The sequence below is a fragment of the Rhodoferax saidenbachensis genome (assembly GCF_001955715.1).
Classification (GTDB): domain Bacteria; phylum Pseudomonadota; class Gammaproteobacteria; order Burkholderiales; family Burkholderiaceae_C; genus Allorhodoferax; species Allorhodoferax saidenbachensis.
Genome location: NZ_CP019239.1, coordinates 1,121,096 through 1,143,523 on the forward strand (window position 1 = coordinate 1,121,096; position 22,428 = coordinate 1,143,523).

The 22,428-nt window shown below is 56.4% G+C and carries 17 protein-coding genes; 6 read left to right on the top strand and 11 right to left on the bottom strand.

Annotation, left to right across the window (positions count from 1 at the left end; genetic code table 11):
* The first annotated feature begins 1,493 nt into the window (after nt 1-1,493).
* The 6 genes from RS694_RS20775 (at nt 1,494) to RS694_RS05400 (ending at nt 7,114) form a co-directional block, all read left to right on the top strand.
* Complete coding sequence (locus RS694_RS20775; protein ID WP_076069997.1) at nt 1,494-1,754, top strand: DUF3297 family protein; 261 nt, start codon at nt 1,494-1,496, stop codon at nt 1,752-1,754.
* Between the two features lie 661 nt (nt 1,755-2,415).
* Nucleotides 2,416-2,757, top strand: a complete 342-nt coding sequence (locus tag RS694_RS05375) for a helix-turn-helix domain-containing protein (protein ID WP_029706124.1) — start codon at nt 2,416-2,418, stop codon at nt 2,755-2,757.
* Nucleotides 2,735-3,586 (top strand): ImmA/IrrE family metallo-endopeptidase, encoded by an 852-nt coding sequence (locus tag RS694_RS05380; protein WP_029706123.1) that lies wholly within the window; start codon nt 2,735-2,737, stop codon nt 3,584-3,586. The genes RS694_RS05375 and RS694_RS05380 overlap by 23 nt, the downstream gene beginning before the upstream one ends.
* Before the next feature lie 89 nt (nt 3,587-3,675).
* Entirely contained in the window at nt 3,676-4,287 is a 612-nt protein-coding gene (locus RS694_RS20425; RefSeq protein ID WP_152528756.1) for a hypothetical protein, read from the top strand.
* 199 nt (nt 4,288-4,486) lie between these two features.
* Nucleotides 4,487-4,669, top strand: coding sequence for a hypothetical protein (locus tag RS694_RS05390; protein ID WP_276324422.1), 183 nt, complete (start codon nt 4,487-4,489; stop codon nt 4,667-4,669).
* Nucleotides 4,670-4,918: 249 nt separating this feature from the next.
* On the top strand, nt 4,919-7,114 hold the full coding sequence (locus RS694_RS05400) for an ankyrin repeat domain-containing protein (protein ID WP_029706121.1): 2,196 nt from the start codon (nt 4,919-4,921) through the stop codon (nt 7,112-7,114).
* A gap of 81 nt (nt 7,115-7,195) precedes the next feature.
* Here RS694_RS05400 and RS694_RS05405 read toward each other — a convergent pair whose 3' ends face one another.
* From RS694_RS05405 to RS694_RS05455, 11 genes are all read right to left on the bottom strand, one after another.
* Nucleotides 7,196-7,612 (bottom strand): hypothetical protein, encoded by a 417-nt coding sequence (locus tag RS694_RS05405; RefSeq protein ID WP_037246461.1) that lies wholly within the window; start codon nt 7,610-7,612, stop codon nt 7,196-7,198.
* Between the two features lie 2 nt (nt 7,613-7,614).
* Entirely contained in the window at nt 7,615-8,715 is a 1,101-nt protein-coding gene (locus RS694_RS05410) for a hypothetical protein (protein ID WP_029706119.1), read from the bottom strand.
* Nucleotides 8,716-8,915: 200 nt separating this feature from the next.
* Nucleotides 8,916-9,950, bottom strand: a complete 1,035-nt coding sequence (locus tag RS694_RS05415) for an AAA family ATPase (RefSeq protein ID WP_037246458.1) — start codon at nt 9,948-9,950, stop codon at nt 8,916-8,918.
* A 210-nt stretch (nt 9,951-10,160) separates the two neighbouring features.
* On the bottom strand, nt 10,161-10,541 hold the full coding sequence (locus RS694_RS20250) for a helix-turn-helix transcriptional regulator (RefSeq protein WP_152528755.1): 381 nt from the start codon (nt 10,539-10,541) through the stop codon (nt 10,161-10,163).
* A gap of 295 nt (nt 10,542-10,836) precedes the next feature.
* Nucleotides 10,837-11,766 carry a hypothetical protein gene (locus RS694_RS05425; RefSeq protein ID WP_029706117.1) on the bottom strand — a complete coding sequence of 310 codons (930 nt, stop codon included), beginning with the start codon at nt 11,764-11,766 and terminating at the stop codon, nt 10,837-10,839.
* Entirely contained in the window at nt 11,763-13,037 is a 1,275-nt protein-coding gene (locus RS694_RS05430; RefSeq protein WP_241463862.1) for a tyrosine-type recombinase/integrase, read from the bottom strand. The genes RS694_RS05425 and RS694_RS05430 overlap by 4 nt, the downstream gene beginning before the upstream one ends.
* 269 nt (nt 13,038-13,306) lie before the next feature.
* Nucleotides 13,307-15,973, bottom strand: a complete 2,667-nt coding sequence (locus RS694_RS05435; protein ID WP_051391710.1) for a bifunctional diguanylate cyclase/phosphodiesterase — start codon at nt 15,971-15,973, stop codon at nt 13,307-13,309.
* A 2-nt stretch (nt 15,974-15,975) separates the two neighbouring features.
* The gene (locus RS694_RS05440; RefSeq protein WP_029706114.1) at nt 15,976-17,070 is read right to left on the bottom strand and encodes a TRAP transporter substrate-binding protein; all 1,095 of its coding nucleotides are present in this window, start codon (nt 17,068-17,070) and stop codon (nt 15,976-15,978) included.
* 121 nt (nt 17,071-17,191) lie between these two features.
* Nucleotides 17,192-18,586, bottom strand: coding sequence for a wax ester/triacylglycerol synthase family O-acyltransferase (locus tag RS694_RS05445; RefSeq protein WP_029706112.1), 1,395 nt, complete (start codon nt 18,584-18,586; stop codon nt 17,192-17,194).
* A 130-nt stretch (nt 18,587-18,716) separates the two neighbouring features.
* Nucleotides 18,717-20,684, bottom strand: a complete 1,968-nt coding sequence (locus RS694_RS05450; RefSeq protein ID WP_029706111.1) for an alkyl/aryl-sulfatase — start codon at nt 20,682-20,684, stop codon at nt 18,717-18,719.
* A gap of 25 nt (nt 20,685-20,709) precedes the next feature.
* On the bottom strand, nt 20,710-22,314 hold the full coding sequence (locus RS694_RS05455; protein ID WP_241463855.1) for a GMC family oxidoreductase: 1,605 nt from the start codon (nt 22,312-22,314) through the stop codon (nt 20,710-20,712).
* Between the last annotated feature and the right edge of the window lie 114 nt (nt 22,315-22,428).

Consider the following 22,428-nt stretch of genomic DNA (forward strand, 5'->3'; position numbering starts at 1 on the left):
GAATTGAGAAGCAAGAATTTCCGGCATTCTTTGAAGCTCTTCAAGTTAGGTTTCCCTCCCCTACCCGGCGAACCCCAAAGCCGTCAGAAGTTGACAGAATTTGGGAGGCGTCGAGAGGTAGTCCACTTTTTGCGGAATCCATCCTGAGGCTTCTTGCATATCAAAATGTTGGGGAGGCAATTGGTCATTGGAAGGGCGCGGCAGGAGATGACGTTCGCAAAGCCGCACTCCACAGAGAGATCATGCAATTGTCTCCGGAAGCAATGCGAATTTTGTTGACACTAGCTCTGCTTAGTGAAGCTTCTCTCGCGGAGCTTGCGGAAGTAACGGGTTACGACTCCGCTCGCGTAGCGGCAGCAATTCAGAATCTGTCTAGTCTGTTTCTTGTGGAGGCACCCAAACTAGGGGGCGAAAATCGGATCAGAGTTAGCGAAACTACTGGGCGCTTAGTTCTGTCGATCAGACGCGAACTTGCTGCAGATCATGTGCGAATTGAGAAAGCTATTAGGGACTTTAGAGCCATTGCGCCCGAAGGGCAACAACGAACGGCAAACAAGTTAATAGGTGCTGCAATTCTGCAAGCGTCTGCTTTGGAGCGTCAAGGGAGAATTAGTGAGGCACTTGATACGCTAACCCACGCCATTAGAAAGACTGCCAAGGGCAAGCGGGGAGACTTGCTGGCTTATGTGGGCTACCTGCATTCTAGAAAAGCGCCTCCAGAGTTCGAACATTCTCGACGAGCATGTCGAGAAGCGTTCAATGAAGCATGTTGTAAACCACGACTCTTCGAAACCTGGTTTGGCGCTGAATGGGAGCTGGGGAATTTTCCCGGTACGGAGGAGGTTGCGCGTGCGGCCATTGACAAGAATATAGAACCTATTTTTGAATGGCGAATTCGCCTAGCTGCAGCATTGTCTTCGAAGGCACATGCGCAGAGTGGCGGCAGAATTTCTGTTTCAGTTCTGCCTGCTTATCTTGAGGCAAGTCGGGAACTCTCAGAGGCCATTCACCTCGCTCCGTCGGATGAAGCGCATAAGTGGCGTAGTAACCTTGAAGATACGAATGACTCCATTTATCGAGCTTCGCTTGAGGCTGTCGCTAGTCCACTAGATAGGCTAGCAGTAATTCGACACCTATCAACATTTGTTCGCCAAGGAGACTGGCGAATTCGTAACTATTCGCGAATACTTGGGCTTATTGAAGAGCTTTTAGCAATTGCTTCAAAAAGTGCGCATGTAAACCCTGGTCAATTTTTGTCAGCACGCTCTTCGTTCGAGGAGCTTCGAAGCCTATTGAGTGAACGCATTGAGCGGTTCCCCAACGATGAACGGCATGAATCTCTACTTTATAGGTGCGACATCCTTGGCGCGCAGCTCTTCAGTACCAGTCCACCTGAGAGTTCACTAGACGCTCCCAGTGACCCAGATAGTGGGCTGCATTCCGCGGACTTCCAGATAACTGAGAGGCAAGAACACTCCTTGGATGGCGTTTTGATTTCGTCTGCGAGTGTCGAAATTCGGCGTCCCACACTGCCTGATCATCTATCTAACGATAAAACCAGTCCGCACTACAACGCTGATTGCTTCAAATTTCGAATTGGAATCAGGCTCAATGGCAAAGAGCGAGCAGATGTTGAGGAGTACTGCATTAGTGAAGGTTGGGTAATGGTGCCCTCTGGAAAGACTCGCGATAGGCGCGGAAGGCGTCTGTTAATCAAGCTCAAAGGTACTGTTGAATCGTTTTATAGGGATTGAAGTCTCCTTGAAAACCTGATCCAGTTGGAAGCAGAGAACTCAGTCCAAAAATCCAATTTGCAAAATATCGGAGTCTGCTTTGTAGTGAGGAATTTTTGGGGCCTGTAGGACTACTTTGGGTCGGAACGCCGCTTTGCACCATGAGCAATCGAAGCAGCTTACTGTCAATAATCGAACATTGTCGATATTCAGCCGCATTGCTACAGCGGTATTCGACCCAAAGCCAGATAGCAGACATCCGCGAGATATGTCAGTTGATGCGGATAGGTGGCTGAAATGCAGGAAAGGCTACAAGCCCAGCGTGTGTCCCAAACCAACCGGCAGTGGGGTACTCGCTGTTCAAAAAAAGCGGGACCCTAAGGTCCCGCTCTCCACCTGCTCACCCTTTCGCTTAGGCGTGCTGGACCAAAGTCCACGTCGTCGCCTGCTGGTTGTACGGCGGCATCCGGTTGCCAACGGCAATCGGAGCAGTCGTATTTCCATTGGCGGGACGCCACACACCACTTTCAGGACAGGTTTCGCCCGTGCGGGCAGTAGTACCGAGAGGCTTACGCATTTGGATTTCTCCAGTTACACGGCGAGATTGCCGTGCCGTAATGATTAATCAGTACGATTTCGTTGTCAAGATGTATCTTTACGAATTCGTCTGTATCATGCGCCGATGGCTTCCACATTTGGTGTTCGGTTAAGAAAATTTCGCATGGCAAAAAATCTCTCTCTGCAGCAGCTTGCGGATGAGGTTGGCGCGTCAAAGGCTCACATTTGGGATTTGGAGCAGGGCAAAACCAGCAATCCGACATTGGCTCTGCTGACCGAGTTGTCCAGAGCTTTGGCCATACCCATCAAAGAGTTGATTGGAGAGGTAGATGCTTCTGCCGATGAAGAGAATCTCGCGCCGCTCTTTCGTGACCTCAGAGGGCTTACGCCAGAGCAATTGGAAGTAGTGCGCGGGCTCACCAAGAACCTTAGGGAGATGGGCAATGGAGGTAAATCTAGAAGTTGATCGAAGCGATCTAGCGGATACTGCCCAGCCGGACAGGCTGGCCTCAATCCTTATTGGTCAGGTAAAGCAGCAACTCGAGACGTTGCTCCCATTGCCTATAGAAGCAGTCGCCAAGGCATGCGGCATCCTGGAAATTCAGGAGATGGAGACGGACGCATTTGAGGGTGGCCTAATTCAGGATGAAGCCAAGAGCCACGGCTATATCCTTCTGCGCGCTGGGCGGGGAATCCAACGCAGCCGCTTCACCATTGCTCATGAGTTAGGCCACTTCGTAAACCTGCGCCATGTTGCCCCGCCTGGTAGCGACAGGATGCTGTGCAACAAGGATGATCTACGCAATTCAGAGCTGACGAGTCGTGGCCAGCATGGCATGGAGGCTCAGGCAAACGAGTTTGCATCGTGCTTGTTGATGCCAGCGAAAGAGATCATGGCGCACTCATCAATGCGGGGCAGTGCTGAGATGTCGCGTCTATTGGAGTTGCATACGCTATGCGGTGTTAGCAAGGAAGCGGCCGCTCGACGGTATGCCCAACTTCATGGCGATGATTTCGCCGTCGTGTTCTCAAAGGATGGCAAGTACATTTACTCGATCAGGGGCGGTGAGTTCCCTTGGATTGATCTCCGCAAAGGGCAGGAACTGTTTCACAAGACTCATGCTCGTGGGTTTAATGGGGAGACCGGGGTCATTTCTGACCAAGAAGATTCAGATGCGCACTGGTGGCTGAATGATCGAGACGCTAAGCGCTGGAATCTCTGGGAGGAGGTTCTCATCCAAGACAGTGGATTCCGCATGACTCTAGTATTAGGTGAGCGTGAAGACAATGAATAGAAATCTACCTTCAGCTCGTGCAGCCTAAAGCGGGCAGCCACCATGGTCCGCCTTAACGCTTCGCTCCAGCTCAAACGTTAGGCCGCAGAATGACGCACACTCCACTGCTTTGGCCTTCAATTCTCACTCCGGCCGCTGAGATAGCCGAAGTCAAATCCCTCTACGCCCTCCTGACCGGCGTTGAGTGCAGCGCCAAGGGGTGGGATGCGGCATTGGCTCTCTATCGGACATCACTCTCCCCACCAAACTCAATCTCTAAAGACGTTGCAAGCCGCTGGCGATGGATCGCATGTAACGAATGCATCCTTGAGCTGTATCACCTTCGCTCTCGAATGGAGAAGATTCAAGCAGTGCAGCTGCGAAAGTGTCCTTCGCTTCTGCCTTGGATCGACTCAGCCGTCACCCGCAGCGCTCGAAAGCGCCTGGACGATCACTTTCCAGACATCGAAGCACTTCGTCATGCGACGGCACACAAAGGAGAGAACGAAGTCAATCCAAATGCGCACGCACCGGAGGGGCAGCAGTTCGCGCTTACTGGCTTCCGCGAGCCGCACAGGTACAGCACGCCCTACCTTGGCAAGATGCGTTCGCTCGACATTACAAATGAGTCTCTTATCAAGGTGGTAGAGGTCGTTGATGCATACCTTTCCGCCTTCGAGCCGGCTGCCGAGGAACTCGAACGACAAGGCCACCTGGAGTGAACAAGCTGCGGCCTACTGCCCGAAAGCAGACGTTCACCGACGACCGCTTCCGGCCCCTTACCCGCTATTGACTAGGTCGCAAGGATCATTGCCGAGTAGCCAACTTTCAAATATTGAAAATATTTGAGCAACGGCGCGGCAGACGAATCCGAGGCCTATCTCTAACCTTTCAACTGTTGCCGATCCGAGCAACGTCACTATTGAAAGGGTTCTCATGTCCAAATCTTCTGCAAAATCCACGCCCATGACCGGCCAGGGCGCTGCTCGCATCCAGTCTGCTGCCGCTAAGGTCAACGGCGGGCAAGTCAAAGCTGGCACCTTTGCTGCACGGGCACAGCGTGCAGCTGCTACCAACCAAGGTACGCCTAAGAGCTCCAAGTAAGGGGCTGGGATCAGCGTCAGAAATGGCGCTGATCCCGACAATTACCATGCGATACAGCAACGACAAAGAGATCTCCGCCATCGTGCGGAAGCTATTGAACACAGGATGGCGGTACATGGCAGGAACAAAGCACGGCAAGATCATTGCACCAAACGGCCGGAAACTACCGGTTCCAGGTACGCCCAGCGACTGGCGAGCCAGCAGGAATTTCAGGCGCGATGTGCGTCGCATTGATTTGATTGCGCATCCATGAGCAAGGATTTGCCTCCATACCCAAGATTTGGCGAGTGCATTTCCACACTGGCTGGAGCGCTGGACATCAATAAGACTGACAGCAATGTTGGTCGCTTGGCACGCGAGGGCGACTTTGATTGGGAGAAACTGGACGCCGTTATCGGTGACCTTCTGATTAACGGCTCTGCGCGGGTTATTGGCGATGCCGCACGAGAAATCATCTCCCCTTGGATCTCCACGATGAGAGTTGAGTACACCAACTTGGTATTGGATGTTCCGCTCGATGCATTAGGCAGAAGTGATGCGCTACCGATCTTGATCGAAGAGTTCTTTGCGCCTGCTACGGCCAGCTTGCTGCATCGAGCCGGTGCTCGCATTCCCGGCCCAGATGTTCGCGATCTGCTTGGTGGGAAACGGTCACCTATCACGGCGACCCTCCAATGGCTCGATGGCATATTGAATGCGCCTGTAGAGCAGGAGCTTTTCCCGGAAAGCACCGGTTCAGATCGTGTCGAACAGGAGAAGATCAGAAAGTGGCGCAATGGAGTTGACATTCCGTCGTCGCAGAGCATCAAGCTCCTTTGCACCAGGTTAGCTGGGCATTCTGCGCGGACTTCCTCGGCTGCTTTTTGGCTTTTGATTTCTTCTGCGCTGTCAAGACTCGAACGCCCTTGGGGCGGAGCACTTGGTTCACTGATGCTTCCATATGCTTTGGGGCAGGCTGTAGACCTGAAGACTGTCACTTCACGTCTGACAGCATTAGTCCAGTGCAAGGGAAATGCTTGGCCTGAATTGGCAGAGCCCGGCAGAAAGCTTTGGAATGACCTCATGCGCACGTCACAAAAGCGAAGCGGCGATCAAGCCCGTACGTGGCATGAAATCGAGGCACTGGAAGCTATGGCCAGATTGTGTGATCCGCAGGGCCAAACGGCCTATCACTATGAGTGGATGAAGGGTCGTTGGAACGTGCTGTCTGGGCATTACAAGGAGGCACTTCCATACTACGAACTGGCTTTTAATCTGGCCAGCTATCGGGCGGGGCATCAATTAAAAGACCTGATTTCCGAAGCGACTTGTGTTGCAGCCTTCTTGGAAAAGAGGCCTTTTCTAAAACGACTCAAGCACGTGGGAATTGCACTAGGCCTATTCCGCAAGCCAGACTCGTCGGATGTTCTGGGGGAATGGGAGGTCGATCAGTTTGCAAACCAGTTGCCGCTGCGATTTCCCGCACAAGGACGCTTTATTGAATGCGAGGCCGATCTGGCTATGCAGCCGATGCCCGGAATGATGTTCATATCCACAGAAGAAATTGCCAGCATCAAGGTTGACCTCAAGACACCGAATCGTGTGCGAGCCGTGCATTTTGCTGACGGTGGCGTGCGACGCTGGCCGCAGCTACGGCTGTTTGCAGCTTTTGGCATGTTGGACCGTGTCAAGGTACTGCTGGAGGCCGGAGCCTCTGTTGATGACCTCGACAGTTCCGGAGGGTCAGCCTTGCTGTGCGCCTTGCAAAATGCGATGGCAACCGGCAAGCGTGAAGTGCTTGACCTGCTGTTGTCGCAGCCTCATCAAACTGCGACGCTCAATGCCACGACCCAAAGAAAGCGCCTGACACCGTTGATGTGCGCCATTGATCTCGGTTTGCCAGATGTTGTTGAGGCGCTCCTGGCGCAAGGGGCGGATGTTGAGAAACGGGCATTGACCGAGGATCAATCGCCGCTGTACTACTTGGTGTCCCAACTGTTCTGCAAGGTCAACCCCGCAAGGATGTTTGAAACGGTAACTGCGAAGCTATTTGAAGAGCCCGACAGCATGCAGCAAGACACTTTGCGGCGTTTCGGCGTTGGACTAACAGGCACCTTTGGCTCTGATACCTCTGCGCTGAGTTTGCACGCCGACGTAGCTTTGGCAACTGCAGAACATTTGGTGAGCAGGCATGTCGCACAGCACACAGTCGCCAATCTGATCGAGATTGCTGCATTGCTCCTGAAGGCGGGCGCTAAACCCAATGCAGTGCATCAGTATCCAGTTCCAGGACGTACCCCGCTCATGCTGGCAGCAGAGAGTGATCTTCCAGAGTTATTTGACTTGATGATCCGAAATGGTGGCGAGCCTGTTCAGCCGGATGCAATGGGGCAAAACTGTTTGCAGATTGCACAGGCGTTCAAGTCGCGAAAGATCTTGGATTACATGCAGCGCACTACACATTGAGGAACAAATGTCATTTCAGCATTTGCAGGGCATAGCTTGAACCTAAAGTTACGCTAATGCCCTGCAGCATTTGCTTCGGTTTTAGTGCAGATTGGTCCTACTTTTGAATGGGTTCTCCATTGCAGACCTAGCTCCAATATCGAAATTCAACTCCCAATCCGTCTTGATGTGCTGGCCATTGAGCTCAAACTGAAACCAAGACTTTCCGCTTTTTTTGCAGAAGGCGACCAACTGATCCGTGAAGACAACATCGCGACCTTCAAGCGAGACAATCGCCAAAGCTCTCATATCTATGCACATCTCTTCGTTCTCCTCTTGTCTTCGTGCTGCGGTAACTAGGTTGTTCAGGTCTTCGCGGTTTTTGATTGAGAGGAAGATGTCGATTCCACTCATATAGGGAACTACACCGAAGGCTGCGTAGTGCTGCTCATACCTTTCACCAGCTTTTAGATAGTTGCTGGGATCGAACTTTCTTCTCTTCCGTATGGTTTCCGTCATGCTCATGCTCCCTTGCTCTTGAAGTTGTTCCACCACTGCCTGAAGAGATCAGGGTTGCGCCGTAGCTCCAAGGGAAGTTCTGCCGCGCGATCCGCTCGCAAAATCTCATGCAGGCCATGGACAAGGAACTCGTGGCGCTCGAAAGGTACGTCCACGTCGTAGCCGTGCTCCAACATGTACTTTTTGTAGCGGGGCGTGGAGCCGCTGCGGGGGTTGAATGCGGATCCCTTCTTACCGTTACTGAAGAAGTGCCGCGCGTACTCGACGAACGTAGGGTGCTGGGCATACACCGATGCCGGGGTGAAGCCCTCCTGGTCAGCCCGAAACGCCACGCTCAAGCCGAAACGCTGATAGCGGCTCTCAAGCAGACGCATGACGGTGGCAGAATCTTCCCAACCGGCGATGGTGTCAAGCCCGGCAGACTCCAGTTCACGCTTGTTGAACATGATTTCCACCCGCAGATGCCACTCTATGGCGTTGCACAGCGAGGTCCACGCTTCGACTGGGATGTGCGCAGGTCGGCCGTTGTTCTTCTTCTGGATAAATTTGATGCAAGGATCGTAGGTTCGGCAGGCTCGGCTACTTTTGGACTTGCCGATGCGGATCGTTCCTGGGTTGTCGAGAGTGCGACCCTCATTCGAGTACCGGGAGGGGAGTAAGACCATCTGCATTTGATCGATTCTGCGCAGAGCATCCGCCTTGTCGATGCTGTCTGGGATGATGTGGTGCCGGGTCAACTCTGCCCGCTCGATCACGGGTTCAAACTGCTCGGGCAACAACAGACCAGTTAGGTCACGCAAGGGGTTAGACACGATCTGCGTGATGGCACGCAACTGTGCAGCCTCATTAGTGAAGACGTGCAAGTTGTGGCCGAAAAACGTAGTTGTGACGCCGCCTGAACAGCCAATGCTCCGGTCGGTCAGGTTGACGCGGTACAGCCAGCGGCCCTTGTAGGGCCCGATGGGCAGCGAAAACAGTATCTCTTCGGTGTTCCTCTTCGGGTCAGTGCGATGAGTCACCTTGATCTTGCGTTGCGCCAAAGCGGTGACAAGCTCGAAAGAGTTGATGGCCGTATCTAAGATACGAAAAGAAGTGTTGTCCATGATGATTCCTTTTTGGTTCTGCCGATGACCGGCAAAGACTGATTCACAGTTCCGTTAATGGCGAATGGGTGGTGCATGACGGCACGGTGAAGGCCGCATGCTTGGTGGCGTTTTGCTGACGTAAGCGCGCATTCCCGCCACGCCTCCAAAGAGTTGTGATTTCACGGTTTCAGCGCTTAAGTGTTGAAACCGTGAAAGACCTAGTTCGGCGTCTCCGGCCGTGATTCGCGGTGCTCCTTGAGCCTGCGCGAAACCGTGGCCTCGCTCAGTCCCGACGCTTTTGCGATCTCCTTGCCCTTCAAGCCCTGTTCGTGCAGCGAAACGACCAGGTCGAGCTGCTTCTGCGAATCCAGGATGACGGCCTCGGCGGAAAAGCGCATGGCACCGTCTGCGGTCCGAATGCGAAAGCTATATGGACTTTTCAAATGCGGAAGCTGGTCGCGCAGCTTCTTGTGTTCCACCCGGAAAGCCGTGGCTTCTGGTTCGTCCTCCAGGAACATGGGCGACACCTCAATCGAGTAATCAACCAAGTCTTCGTGAGCGCTCGTTCCGCGTTGTCCTCCGCCTTTGCCGGCATGGTGGATGAGAAGAACGGCGATGCCGCGCAACCGTAGTTGGATAAGCCAGGTTTTGACAGCCTGCCACCCGTGCAGGTCTTCACCCCCGCCGCTCGTCCACGCAGAAAGGTTGTCGATGATCAGAAAACGCATTTTGGGCGGGAAGTAGGCTTCGATGGATTTCTGCCCTTCCTCCGTGTCTAGCGTGCCCACGAGGTCACCGATCAAATGCCGACTCACGATCCAGAGCTTTTCGCGGACGGCCGACTTGGATTCTTCATCGGTATTGAAGGCATGCAATTGCTCAAGTCGTTCTTGGAAGCCGTGGATGCGCATCTCGCCGTCGAGATAGCACACCGCGTCACCGCTGCCTTGCCCCCAGGGTGTGACGAACTTGCGGCCAGCGATGGCATACGCGATGATCATTGCGAGCAGCGATTTGCCGCCGCCGCGCATGCCATAGAGAAGACCTAGTGTGCCGGCCAGGATCAGGCGACCCAGGAGTTCAATGTCCGGAGGAAGGCGCAAGACGAGAATCTCGGAGAGAGAAAGAGCACGTTCACGAATATGGCGGGAAACTGGGCTACCCGAATCCGAGAGATCGGGATTTGCAGGGGTTTGTGCAGCACTTGCAGGTTTGGCAGCTTTGCCACCCTTGGGGTGGGGGATGTAGGACATAGGAATTCCAAAAAAAAGGACGAGCTATCCCGCCCACCAGCGTTGTGGTGGTTTTCAGTTACGGGGAAGAGGAAGGGTCTTAAGGCTTGCGCGGTGGGTCACGAGTAGGTGGCCGGATCAGCAGGGCGACGTGCTCCCTTCTGGTGCAGCGACGAATCGGGCCGTTGGGGCTGATGAGGGCCTGCTCAGATGACTTCGATAGGGAAGTCATTAACGGCTCCCTTTGGAGGGATTAATAGGCGAAATCTCTGCACGTGCCGCTGCCTTGCCCAAGACGAATGCCACGATCTCGTGCTCCAACCACCTTGCCGCGGCTCTGCGGCTGGTTCCGAATTTGATGGGTGCCGGCAACTCGCCTGTCGCAACCTTGGCATGCACTGCCGACCGTTTGAGCCCAAGCATGTCGCAGACGCGCTCGATGACGATGAGCTTTGGTACACCGTCTAAGGGGTAGCCGGCAACCGTAGTGTGCGAAGCAACGGCCACCTGGCCCAGTGATGCACGTGCAACAGCAGAGGAGATCGGCGTGGGGGCAGTCTTGAGCTTTTTAGTGCCGGTCCGTGGTAGCTGGCGTGGTGCTGAATCGATCATCAAGAACTCCATCAATATGTGCCATCGACTGGCATTGATGTGATTGTTCTTTAGCGAGCGATTGGGCGGAAGAGGCGCGAAGGCGGGTAGGCGTTAGCTACTCTTTCTGCAAATATCCAAGAGAGCACGTAGTCTTGCAACGTCAGACGTGATCTGTGTATTTCCGGTTGGCAGGTCAATAGGTTTTGGTAAGAAATGGTCGAGTCAGCGCGTTGTTTGGGAATTTGGTAGGGGTGGAATTTCCGAGCCATGGCGCCAAGAATTTTCAAGCCCAAGACCGTGTCCTGTTGCCGATCTACAACGGTACGGTTTTCGTGATGGGAGGTGGCTCCCATTCGCTGAATTTGAGAAGACTTAGGCATTCCCATCCATAGATTAGCTTCCACGCCTTATCGGCATACCTGTAGGCGCGGTCTCTACGTTGATCATCCGTGATCGTTTGTCGCTTATCGTCAGTCACGTCATAGTCGGGCATCAGGGCTGCGGCCTGCTCAATCGTGAGCAGCCCTGGCTTGCCGCGCCGCTTCGCCATAGGCAGATCGGTGTTCTCTGACAAAAGTGTCTGTGGATTTGACAGGACATCGGCCAGTCTGAGGTAGCCGCGTAGCAACTGTCGGTTGGGCCTGTTGGTGGGCTCCTTCACCGTTTCATCATCCGATGCATGGAATGCCTGCGACAGATTGCCTGTGCTCAGCAAGCGTTCAAGGTACTTAACGGCAAAATCCGCCTGCGTTTGGAGAGCAACCGTTCCAGGGCCGAAGACAGGTGCCAGATCGAAAACGACCGCCACTTGCGCGCCGGGATATTCGATGGGTGACTGATGATGTTTGAAATGGGTGATGGTGTGTTGCATACGGCCTGCCATCATCATGATCGGAGCCCAGTGTGGAAGAGATTCCTCGTGGCTTTCGCTGTAGTGCTTGACATGCGTCAGCCCAAAACTCGGCTCGTGTGCAGGTGTGGGACGGTATCCCCACTGGGCAAGATCGAACGATGGGCAGAGGTCGTCTACCATGGCTTGGTAGAAACGGTTTCGCCTGAGAAACTCCCATGCGTACATGGAGTAGGTGGAGTCGTCGTTGAGATCGGCATATTCCTTCGCGTTTCCCGGTTTGGGCGCCCCGAGTTTCGTTTGGGGCTCGAAATGCTCAACTACCGTTGGGTGAATGCGGCCGACCTCGCGGGCGAAAGTTGTGTTTGACGTGGCCATTCCTTTTTCTTTCATCTTCGTTTTCCGGATTTTGAGGCTGCTTTTCCAGCCACCTGACCCGTGTAGCAATAGCGTTCCCAATCAACCATGAGCGCCAAGCGCTTGTCATACAAATCGCTGCGGGCATAAGCTGCAGCGACCTTGTCTCGCAGCTTGTGGGCTAATGCTTCTTCAGCGGTACGGAAATCATGCGTGGTCAGTTCTGACGCGAAGTCCCTAAACGTGCTTCTGAAACCATGCACTGTCACAGTCTCATAGCCCATTCTGCGTAGCAGCATGGCCATGGCCATATTCGATAGTGGCTTGTCCGCCTTGCCGCCAGGAAAAAGATACGTACCGTTGGAAAACGGCAGCACTTCTTTAAGAATTGCGAGAGCTTTTTCCACAAGTGGAATCCGGTGCTCTTTGCCCGCCTTCATGCGCTCTTTGGGAATTACCCATATCTTCTTGTCAGTATCGATCTCTGCAATGGTCGCCCCTGTGACTTCTGAGGTGCGCGTGGCAGTGAGGATAAGGAACTCCAGCGCCCAGCGAGCCATGCCTTCTTGTTGCGCCAGTTCTTGGAGAAATTTGGGCATTTCCGCATGCGGCAAGGCGGGGTGGTGCTTGTCGGCGCGGGTTTCAGCGGTGGATTTGGCCAACAGGTGTTCAAGATGGCCTTTCCAGCGGGCAGGGTTGTCGCCGCTTCTCAACTCATGCGCCGTTGCCCAATCAATGACCGCCTCAATGCGGCCACGCACGCGCGTGGCAGTCTCGTGCTTGGTCTTCCAAATGCTATTCAGTATTCGTTTGAGATCTGCGGTGCTGATGCTGGAGATCGGTCGGTCGCCGATGATGGGCGACGCATATGTGGAGAGTGTGTTTTCCCATTGCTGAATGTGCTTGGGGTTTTTCCACTCGTCTCGGTGGTCGGCGATGTATTCGGCCGCGCATTCGTCAAATGTCTTGCCCTTCGAGGCAGCCAAGCGAGTTGCTGTTTCTGCAGCGCGCTTCGCCGTGATTGGATCATCGCCGGCAGCGATCTGTTGTCGGCATGCTTCGGCCTTGGTGCGAGCCACTTTGAGACTGACTGTGGGGTATGGACCAAGTCCAATGGCCATGGGCTTGCCCAGTCGCATGTAACGGTGTAACCACGAGGCGGTCCCAGTTTTAGTGATCTGCAGGGTCAGGCCCCCGCCGTCACCCAGCAGAATCGGCTTTCCAAGTCCTAACTTGATGGCCTTCTGCGCCTCTTTGAGTTTTGCCTCGATCTTTGTGTCGGTGAGTTTGTTGATTGGCCCGCGCAAGACTACTCCTAGAATTCACTTAGGAAGCATAACCGGTTCGACTATCGGACTTTTTGACTCAGCTATCAAATGAGCTATCAATCTAGCCATTGATATGGGTGGAAGTTGCCGATCAAAGATGGACACCCGACAGTGCCGTAAGCGTTCAGGCGCTTGCGATTGCCGCGAATGATGGATATTGATGGCGATTTTTGTGAGCGACGTCCACTCCGCCAAAATAAAAAGCCGCTGCAAAGCAATTTGCAGCGGCTTTTTTCATGTCTGTGCAGTTATTGAGTGATTGCATCAGGCTGCTGCGTTTGGGCCAGAAGCGTTGTGAACGCAGTCAGCGGCACGGGTTTGCAGAACAAATAGCCCTGGTACAGGGTACAGCCATGTTCGGCCAGGAATTCCTGCTGCAGCTGCGTTTCCACGCCTTCTGCAATCACCTCCAGCCCCAGATTGCGTGCCATGCCAATGATGGTCTGGACAATCACGCCGTCGGTGGGTTTCAGGCCAATGTTGCGGACAAAGGACTGGTCGATTTTGAGTTGGTCCAGCGGCAGCTGTGTGAGGTAGGCCAGGGATGAATGGCCGGTACCGAAGTCGTCTACCGAAAAATGCACACCCTGTGCCTTGAGTTGCCCCATCTTTGCAATGCTCTCGTCTACGTTGACCAACACGGTGGACTCGGTCAGTTCCAGTTTGAGCAAATGCGTTGGGGCGCCGGTTTCTTCCAGGATGGACAAAACCTGCGCGACGATTTCCCGTTGTTGCAATTGGCGGGCACTCAGGTTGACCGACAGTTGCAGCGCACTGGCCGCGGGTTGCGTGCGCCAGGCAGCCAGTTGCTCGCATGCTGTGCGCAGCACCCATTGCCCAATGTGCATGATGAGTTCGCTTTCCTCTGCGACGCTGATGAACTCTATCGGTGAAACCATGCCCCGTTCGGGATGGTGCCAGCGGATCAGGACTTCGGCGCCCACCACCTGGCCTTGCAGGGTGTATTGGGGCTGGTAATACAGCTCGAATTCATTGTTTTTGAGTGCCGCGTGCAGATCCCTTTCCAATTGCGCCCGCGCATTGATGGTGGCCTGCATCTGTGGATCAAAGAAGCAGAGGTCGTTGCGGCCATGGGCCTTGACCTCGTACATGGCGATGTCCGCCTGTTTCAGGAGGTCCGCGGAAGACAAGGCGGTGGCTCCAAACAGGGTGACACCCACGCTGGGTGTGCTGTGGTATTTGTGCGCAGCAAGCTGGTAGGGCTGGTTCAGTGCCTCCAGAATTTTCTCGCCGATATGGCGGGCCATGGCTGCGGCTTCCACACTGCGGCTGGACAGATCTTCCAGCATGACCACAAATTCGTCGCCACCGAGCCGGGCTACCGTGTCTTCCGCGCGCATGCAAGTCTTCAGGCGTTGCGCGACCTGCTGCAGGAGCAGATCTCCGATGTCGTGCCCCAGGCTGTCATTGAGTACCTTGAAGTGGTCCAGGTCCAGAAACAGCAGTGCGCCGTAACGACCGCTGCGCGCGTTGGAGGCGGTGGCGTGCTCCAGTCTATCCATCAGCAGTCGGCGGTTGGGCAGGTGGGTCAATGCGTCGTAGAAGGCCAGCTTCTCGATCTCCACCATGGCTTCGCGCAAGACGGTCACATCCTGGTAAACGATAACCCGGCCGCCTTCTGGCGTGCGCCGCACGGTGATTTGTATCGCTTTTCCGCTGGGCAGCGCTTGTTCGTGGGTGCCCTGGGCATTCAGCAACTGGGTCATGTGTCTCTGAATCCATTGCCGGCGCTGTTCTTCGTCGAGCTGCGGGAACTGGTCCATCGCAGAGGCATTCAGTACGGCTTCGAACGGCAGCAGGGGCTGTACGCAGGAGGCCAGCCAAGGGTAGAACTCGAGGAACCGCTGGTTCCAGCTGACCAGTTGATGCTCTGCGTTGAGCAGCACAAAACCGCTCACCATGGACTCCAGCGCCTGGTCCAGTGTGTTTTTGGAATGGGCAATGCCGAGTCTGGCGTGTTGCAAGCGTTGCATGTACCAGATCGCGAAACCCGCAGCGGCCAGGATCATCGCGGTAAATACAAGCGACACGCTAATGATGAAATCACGTTGCGTGCGCCACTCATCGAGCGCTGCCGCTTCCGGAATACTGGCCGAAATCAGCATGTCCTGGTACAAAACAGGGCGGGTGACGACAATGCCCGGCGCACCGGTCAGCCGGGTCGCCATGCGCGTCGCCTGGGTGGCCCCTTGGTGGATACCCGTAAACGGCGGCAGCCGGGTGCCTAGCAGACGCTCCTGATTGGGAACACTGGCGAGCAACTGTCCATCTGCGCGCTCCAGCGTGACCTCCAGGCCACTGATGTCTACCCCCTGTATCACGATCGATGTCAGTACGGGGATTTCGACTTGCGCAACGGCAAGCATTTTCGATGCATCGGCCATCTTGATATAACGCGCCAGGTACAACACCCTTTCAGAACTCGCGAAACTGACAACCGGTGCACTGATCGTCAAGGTCGAGACGGGTTGCGACATGGTTTCAGACAGGAAACCATCGGGCAGATTGACCTGCAGTCCAGAGCCACTGGCATGGGACGAGGCCACGACACGGCCGTTGGGGTCGACCAATGCGACATAACGCACGATGAGGCTTTGCTCGGTCACCCCGCGGATGAGGCGGCTCGCATTGTCTTCATCAATCCATTCCTGCACCAGACCGGAAAGGCCAAGCAGGCTGTCCATGCTGGCCAGTAATACATCCACGCCGAGCAGACTGCGATTGAGTGCGGCCACCGCGCCGCTGACAAAACGTACCTCCTGCTCCTCGCTGTCGGCCAGGGCGGTCTGTCGTGTAGTCCAGAGCAAGGCGGCCGCAGCCAGCGTCAGCGCCAGCAGAAAGATCCCTACCAGTCCGACGGTACCCGCAACCATGCGGTTCCGGTTGGCCAGCATGCTCATTTGGGCGCCGGTGGAGTGGCGCTTGCCATCACCCCACGCACCGGGCCTATGGTCTGGTTCCAGACGTCCGCACATTTGGTGTTGCAGCGTTGGACCCAGCGCGGAAGCACCTGGGACGCAAGAATATCCTGGCGCCTGCGTTCGTCCTGGACGGGCAGGGGCAGTTCCACCATGTGGCCCTTGCGTCCGCCTGTGCAACTGGCATCGCCCTTGTTGCAGCGCATGCCCATGGCAGTTTCACGTTCGCTCTCGGTCCAGATGGCGGTCTCCAGTTTGGGCAGTTCGCGCGCCAACACGGCTTTCAGGTCCGGTACGAGTCCGTTCCAAGCGGTGGCATTGGCACCAAAAATAGCCATGCCCCAACTGACAGGCAAGGGATGGATATGGGTGGTCACTTCGTGTAGCCCCAGAGTATTGCCGGTCATGGTGCCTGTGATGGCGCACTCGGTATTTCCGGAGGCCATGTTCGGCATGAGCTGTGCCAACGGTATCAGCACCGGTACACCGCCCAGCGCGCTGACGAAATCCGATTGCGTGGCAGAAGCGACGCGTGTGCGCCGGTTCGCCAGATCGGCCAGGCTGGACAGCGGGCGTTTGCAGAACACTACTTGGGCGGGGTACACATAGATCGCCAGCATCTCGATGCCGTGACGTTCACGCAGTGATTTTTCAAGGTAGGGGCGGTAGGCCGCCACGCTTTTGCGCAGACTGGCCATGTTGGGGTTGAGCCCCGCAAGGTCGGGTGCGGTGTATTCAGGATACTGCGCCGACAAGGAACTCATCAGCACGGTGCCAAAGGGAATCACCCCCAACTGGATCATGCGCAGCATGTCTCCACCTGGCACACCGGCCCGGTCAAAAGGAACGATTTCTGCGGTGTATTTGCCGTTACTCAGCCGTGCCAGCTCTTTGGTCCAAAAAGGCTCTTCATTGTTGACGTATTGGTTGATGCCCGCCAGGCCGCCCACAATGCGCAGCTTTTGCGATGGCTCTGTCTGTGCCTGTACAGGGCTGGACACAGCAGCTACCAACGCACACAGCAGCGCCAAAGAGCAAGCCTTGCGAGCGGTGGTAAAGAAGAAGCTGTGCATGGATATTGGGCGTCAAAAATAGGCAAATTCTGGCAGATTGCTGTCCACCCCTGGTCGGTTTCTACCGGGCCTTACAAAAAAGCGCGCAGCCAAGGCGCAACACCTCGGTGCACGAGGCGCACTATGGGCGGGCCGGGGTGTCCAACACGCAGGCTTCCAGTTCGCGGAAGGCTTCACTCACATAGTGGCTCAGGCGCTGCAAATCAGGTAACTCTTCGGTGGCAATCAGGCCAAAGAACAACTGGTCTGCATAGCTGAACAAGGTGATGTTCAGCAGGTTGCTGGGCGGCAGGGTGCTGATGGGGTGCATCTCTTCCATCAGGGCGCCCTTGATGTAGAGGTGTTCCTTGGGCCCCGGCACATTGGAGACCAGCGTGTTGCCCATAGGCGGCAAGGTGTTGCTGAGCTTGAGCACCTCGGCGATTTGCGCCACCAGTCCGCTCACGATGGTGTAGGACTCAATGGCCTCTGGGGCGACCCGATCGACCAGCGTGCGCACCCCGCGCAGGGAAAACCCGATATTGCGCAGGCGCACATACGGGTCGTCGGTAGGCGGAGAGAGCTCGACCTGGATGATGCCGATCTTGTTGCCTGCCGTCTTCTCGCCTTCCTGGCGCAGGTTGACCGGCATCTGGATGGTGATAGGGCGCTTCAGATGGACGCCCTGGTCATCCAGGTAGTGGCGCAGCGCGCCATCCAGACAGGTCAAGGCCACGTGGTTCAGCGTAGAGCGGGTGCGTTGACGCACGCGGTTGACGCGCTCCATGGAGACGGCTGCTGTGGCAAATTGCCGCCCCGCCGTGACCTGCCCGGTGAGGGGCGTCTTGGCGCTGGACACAAAAGGCAGGGCAATGGCATTTTTGGTCAGCGTGAAGCTTTCCAGCGCCAGCATGGCGGTCAGTCGCCCCAGGCCCAGCACGCGGCGGCCGTTACTGGTTAGCTCTTTCCAGAGTGTTTGGAAGATTTCTTGCTTGCGCTTTTGTGCGTGTGCGCCATGGCCCGCATGCGATTGGGTCCAGATGGGCGTCAGCGTCGTGTCGTCTGGCGTGGATGTCAGCCCTTCGGCCGTCCAGCGCGCCATGGTCACGCCGTCGGCATACGCATGGTGCATCTTCTGGTACAGCGCAAAGCGGCCATTCTCCAGGCCATCAATCACGTGGATCGCCCACAGCGGGCGCGAGCGGTCCAGCATGGGGGCATGCAGGTCGGCGACAAACTGGTAGAGCGCGGCCCTATCGTTGCTGCCAGCGGGCAACTGGTGGTAGAAAACATGCTGAGTCAGGTCCACGGTCTTGGCCGCTTTCCATTGCGGCAGCGCGCTCAGCGAAAAATGGATGACCCGGTTGAACGGTGCCTTGACCTCGGTGTGGGTCAGAAAGTCCCGGTAAATGGACTTGGCGAAAGTGGCGCTGGACTTGGGTGGCCTTTTGCAGATCAGCAAACCCCCTACGTGCTTGGGGCTGGCCTGGGTCTCTGCGATAAAAAAGCCCAGGTCGAGAAGCGAAAGAGTGCGCATTGCGTGTCCGTGAAATACTGGCCCCGGAAAATGGGGCAACAGCCTGCATTGGGAAGGCACCCATGCATCGGAGCAACTAGGGAAAACGTGAACAGCGTGCGGGCCCCATGACCCGCACGCCCATGCGGGGCTACTTGGTCACGATGGCAAAGGTGCCCGGCGCCTTGTCGATCAGGCCAAAGAAGCGCACCAGATCAATCTTGCTGCCGCCAATCTTCAGGTCGTCGCTGAGCAGTGTGTCTTTCACCCCCGCAGTCCCGGCGATCATCTTGACGAAGATGTCACGGGTCAGCGTCAACGTGGCATTGGCGTCGTCTGCGGGTGCCGCCTTCTTGAAGTGCAGCACCGAGTTTTCAATCCACAACACATACGACTCCTTCAAATCGGTCAACACCAGGTTGACCTTGAGGTTCTTGCCTTCGGCATCGGGTCCGTTCAGACCGGCGGCCATGGCTTCGAGGAAACGCTCGATGGGGGTTTGCAGCAGCATTTCCATCAACATGGCCTTGGAGGCCCCCTTGGCAGGCGGGCCATTGCGCAGTTCCAGCGCGGCCGTGAGATAGCTGTTGCGCCAGGTCGCGGCCTCTGCCACGTAACCCATCTGGTCATAGGTCTTGGCCAGTAACTCCTTGGCAGTTTTGCTCGATGGGTCACCAAAGACGGCGTGGTTCAGCAGCTCGGCCGCCCAGCGGTAGTCACCCTTGTCATAGGCCGTTTGTGCCGCCGCGACGGCCTTGTCGGCGCCGCCGATCAGCTCCAGATAACGCTTGGCCGACTCCTGCGGTGGCAGGGGGTTCAGGTTGGCCGGATTGCCGTCATAGGCACCCAGGTAAAACTGGTACACCGCCTTGACGTTGTGGCGCAAGTCACCGTAGTAGCCACGCGCGCCAAAGTATTCGGAGAGCGACTTGGGCAGCTTCACCAGGTCAGGAATTTCCTTGATGGTGTAGCCGGCGTTGATCAGGCGCACCGTCTGGTCGTGCGTGTATTTGTACACATCACGGTGCATGGTGATCAGCTTCTTGATATTGGCATTGCCCCACTCCGGCCAGTTGTGGGAGGCGATGTAGACATCGGCCTCGCGCACCTGCTCCAGCGCGTGGTCCATGTAGTTGGACCAGCGCAGCGCGTCGCGCACCTTGGCACCCCGCACGGGCAGCAGGTTGTGCATTTGTTGGCTCAGATTCTCTGCGCCGTCGTACAGCCGTTTCGCGGGAATGCTGAAGGTCATCTCGGCCGGGCATTCCGCGCCTGGGGCGTTGTAAAACACAAAGCCCACACCGTCGATGTCCATTTTCTGTTCCGGTTGGGTGACCAGCACCGTGGGCGCAATGATGCCTATGGTGCCGTAGGCCACATCCTTGCCCAAGCCGGTGTCCACATTGCCTTTGGCGTTGCGTGGCAGGTCGCGGCCAAACTGGTAGAGCGAGCGGCGCGCCATGGCCGTGCCCACCAGGATGTTTTCGCTGGTGGCTTCTTCCATGAAACCTTCGGGCGCCACCACAGGAATGTTGCGCTCGGCCACTTCCTTGGGCGTGACCACGCCCAGCACGCCGCCAAAGTGGTCGGCATGTGCGTGGGTGATGATGACCGCGGACACCGGCTTCTTACCCAGGTGTTGATTGGCAAACGCCAGTGCCGCACTGGAGGTCTCGCGCGCAGTCAACGGGTCGACGACGATCCAGCCTTTTTTGCCCTCAATCAGCGTCATGTTGGCGATGTCAAAGCCGCGCAACTGGTACACCCCTTCGGATACCTTGAACAGGCCAAAGTTGGCATTGAGCTGGGCGTGGCGCCACAGGCTGGGGTTGACGGTGTCTGCTGCCTTGCCATCGAGGAAGTTGTAGGCATCAAAGTCTTTCAGTACCGTGCCGTCTGCCGTGGTGATCTTGCCGCTAGGCTTGGCGATGAAGCCGCGCTTGGCGTTTTCAAAGTCCTGCTGGTCGTCCAGCTTGAGCTCCTGCGCAAACAGGGCATTGGCCTTGAGCGTGGTCTCGGAAGCATCGCCCGCTGCACCGCCGATGCCGGTGTTCTTGCTGCAGCCAGCCAGTATGACGAGTGCTGCAAGCAAGGTGGCGTTGAGTGTGTTGATCTTCATGGGTGTTTCCTCGAAAATACGGGGTTTAGTGTGCGGCGCGAATCAGGTCTGCGGCCTTTTCACCAATCATGATGCTGGGCGCATTGGTGTTGCCACCAATCAGGGTGGGCATGATGGACGCATCGGCCACACGCAGGCCGGCGATGCCCTTGACGCGCAACTGCGCATCGACCACGGCCATGGCGTCACTGTCCGGGCCCATCTTGCAGGTGCCCACCGGGTGGTACTGGGTATCGGCACGGTTGCGAATGTCCTGCTCCATGGCTTGTATGTCGTCCACGCGCACCGGGTACATCATCTTGCCGCGCACGGGCGCAAAGGCGCTGGATTCGATGAGGCGTTGTTGAACCTGTCCGCCCTTGAGCAGCAGTTGCATGTCGCGCTCGTCTGCCAGAAAGCGTGGGTCAATCACCGGGGCAACGCGTGGATCGGTGCTTTGCAACCCTACGGTACCGCGGCTGTAGGGGCGCAACACATCCACGTGGCAGGAGATGCCGTGACCCAGATGCGGCTTGCGCGCGTGGTCATCCACCGAGGCCAGCACAAACACCAGTTGCAGGTCGGGCACGGCCACGTCCGGATGGGATTTGAAAAATGCACCCGCTGAGGCGATGGCGCTGGTGACCATGCCGCTGCGCTGCTTGCGCCACTCCATGATCGCCCCCAAGGCCTTGCCAGTGCCGCGCAGTGACACGCCAAACGACGCAGTGTTGCTGGGCACACTCCAGCTCTGTACGTAGTCGATATGGTCCTGCAGGTTCTGGCCTACGCCGGGAAGGTTGTGGGTGACTGCAATGCCCAGCTTTTGCAAATCCTGCGCCGCACCGATGCCGGAGAGCTGCAACAACTGTGGTGAGCCAAACGCACCGGCAGAAACAACCACTTCGCGGCGCGCGCGTACGGTCTGTAACTGGTTACTTTGGTAGAACTGCACGCCGGTCGCACGGCGGTCCTGCACATTGATCTTTGCGGTGACCGCACGCGTGATGACCTTGAGGTTGGGGCGGTTCAGGTGGGGCGTCAGGTAGCCCTTGGCGGCGCTGCAGCGCTCGCCGTTCTTGTGGGTCACCTGATACAGGAAGGCGCCGTCTTGCTGGGCACCGTTGTAGTCGGGGTTGAGCGCCATGCCGTTTTGCGCAGCGGCATCCAGAAACATCTGGCTCAACGGGCTGTCAAAACGCGGGTAAGTCACGTTGAGCGGGCCGCCCTGGCCATGGAAGCTGTCCTGAAACTGCTCGTTGTTCTCCGAACGTTTGAACAGCGGAAGCACATCGTCATAACTCCAGCCCGGGTTGCCCAAGCCCGCCCAGTGGTCGTAGTCCCAGCGGTTGCCGCGCACATAGAGCATGGCATTGATGGAGCTGGAGCCGCCCAGCGTCTTTCCGCGCGGCTGGTAGCCACGGCGTCCATATAGGCCGGCCTGCGGCACGGTCTCATAACCGTAGTTGTTGATCTTGGTGGGCACCATGGCCACCACGCCGGCCGGTGCGTGGATCAGCACGCTGCTGTCCGGGCCGCCGGCTTCCAGCAGGCAGACCGTCACGTTCGGGTCTTCGCTCAGGCGCGATGCCAGTACACAACCGGCCGAGCCCGCGCCCACGACCACATAGTCAAATTCCATCTCTGCCATCACATGTCTCCCGTTCTTATGCTGGTGGATTGTGAAATCCGGCCGATAATTCGTCCAATGCATTTGATATTTCATATCAATGCGCTGAATGCATAATGCTTCGGTAGAAACACC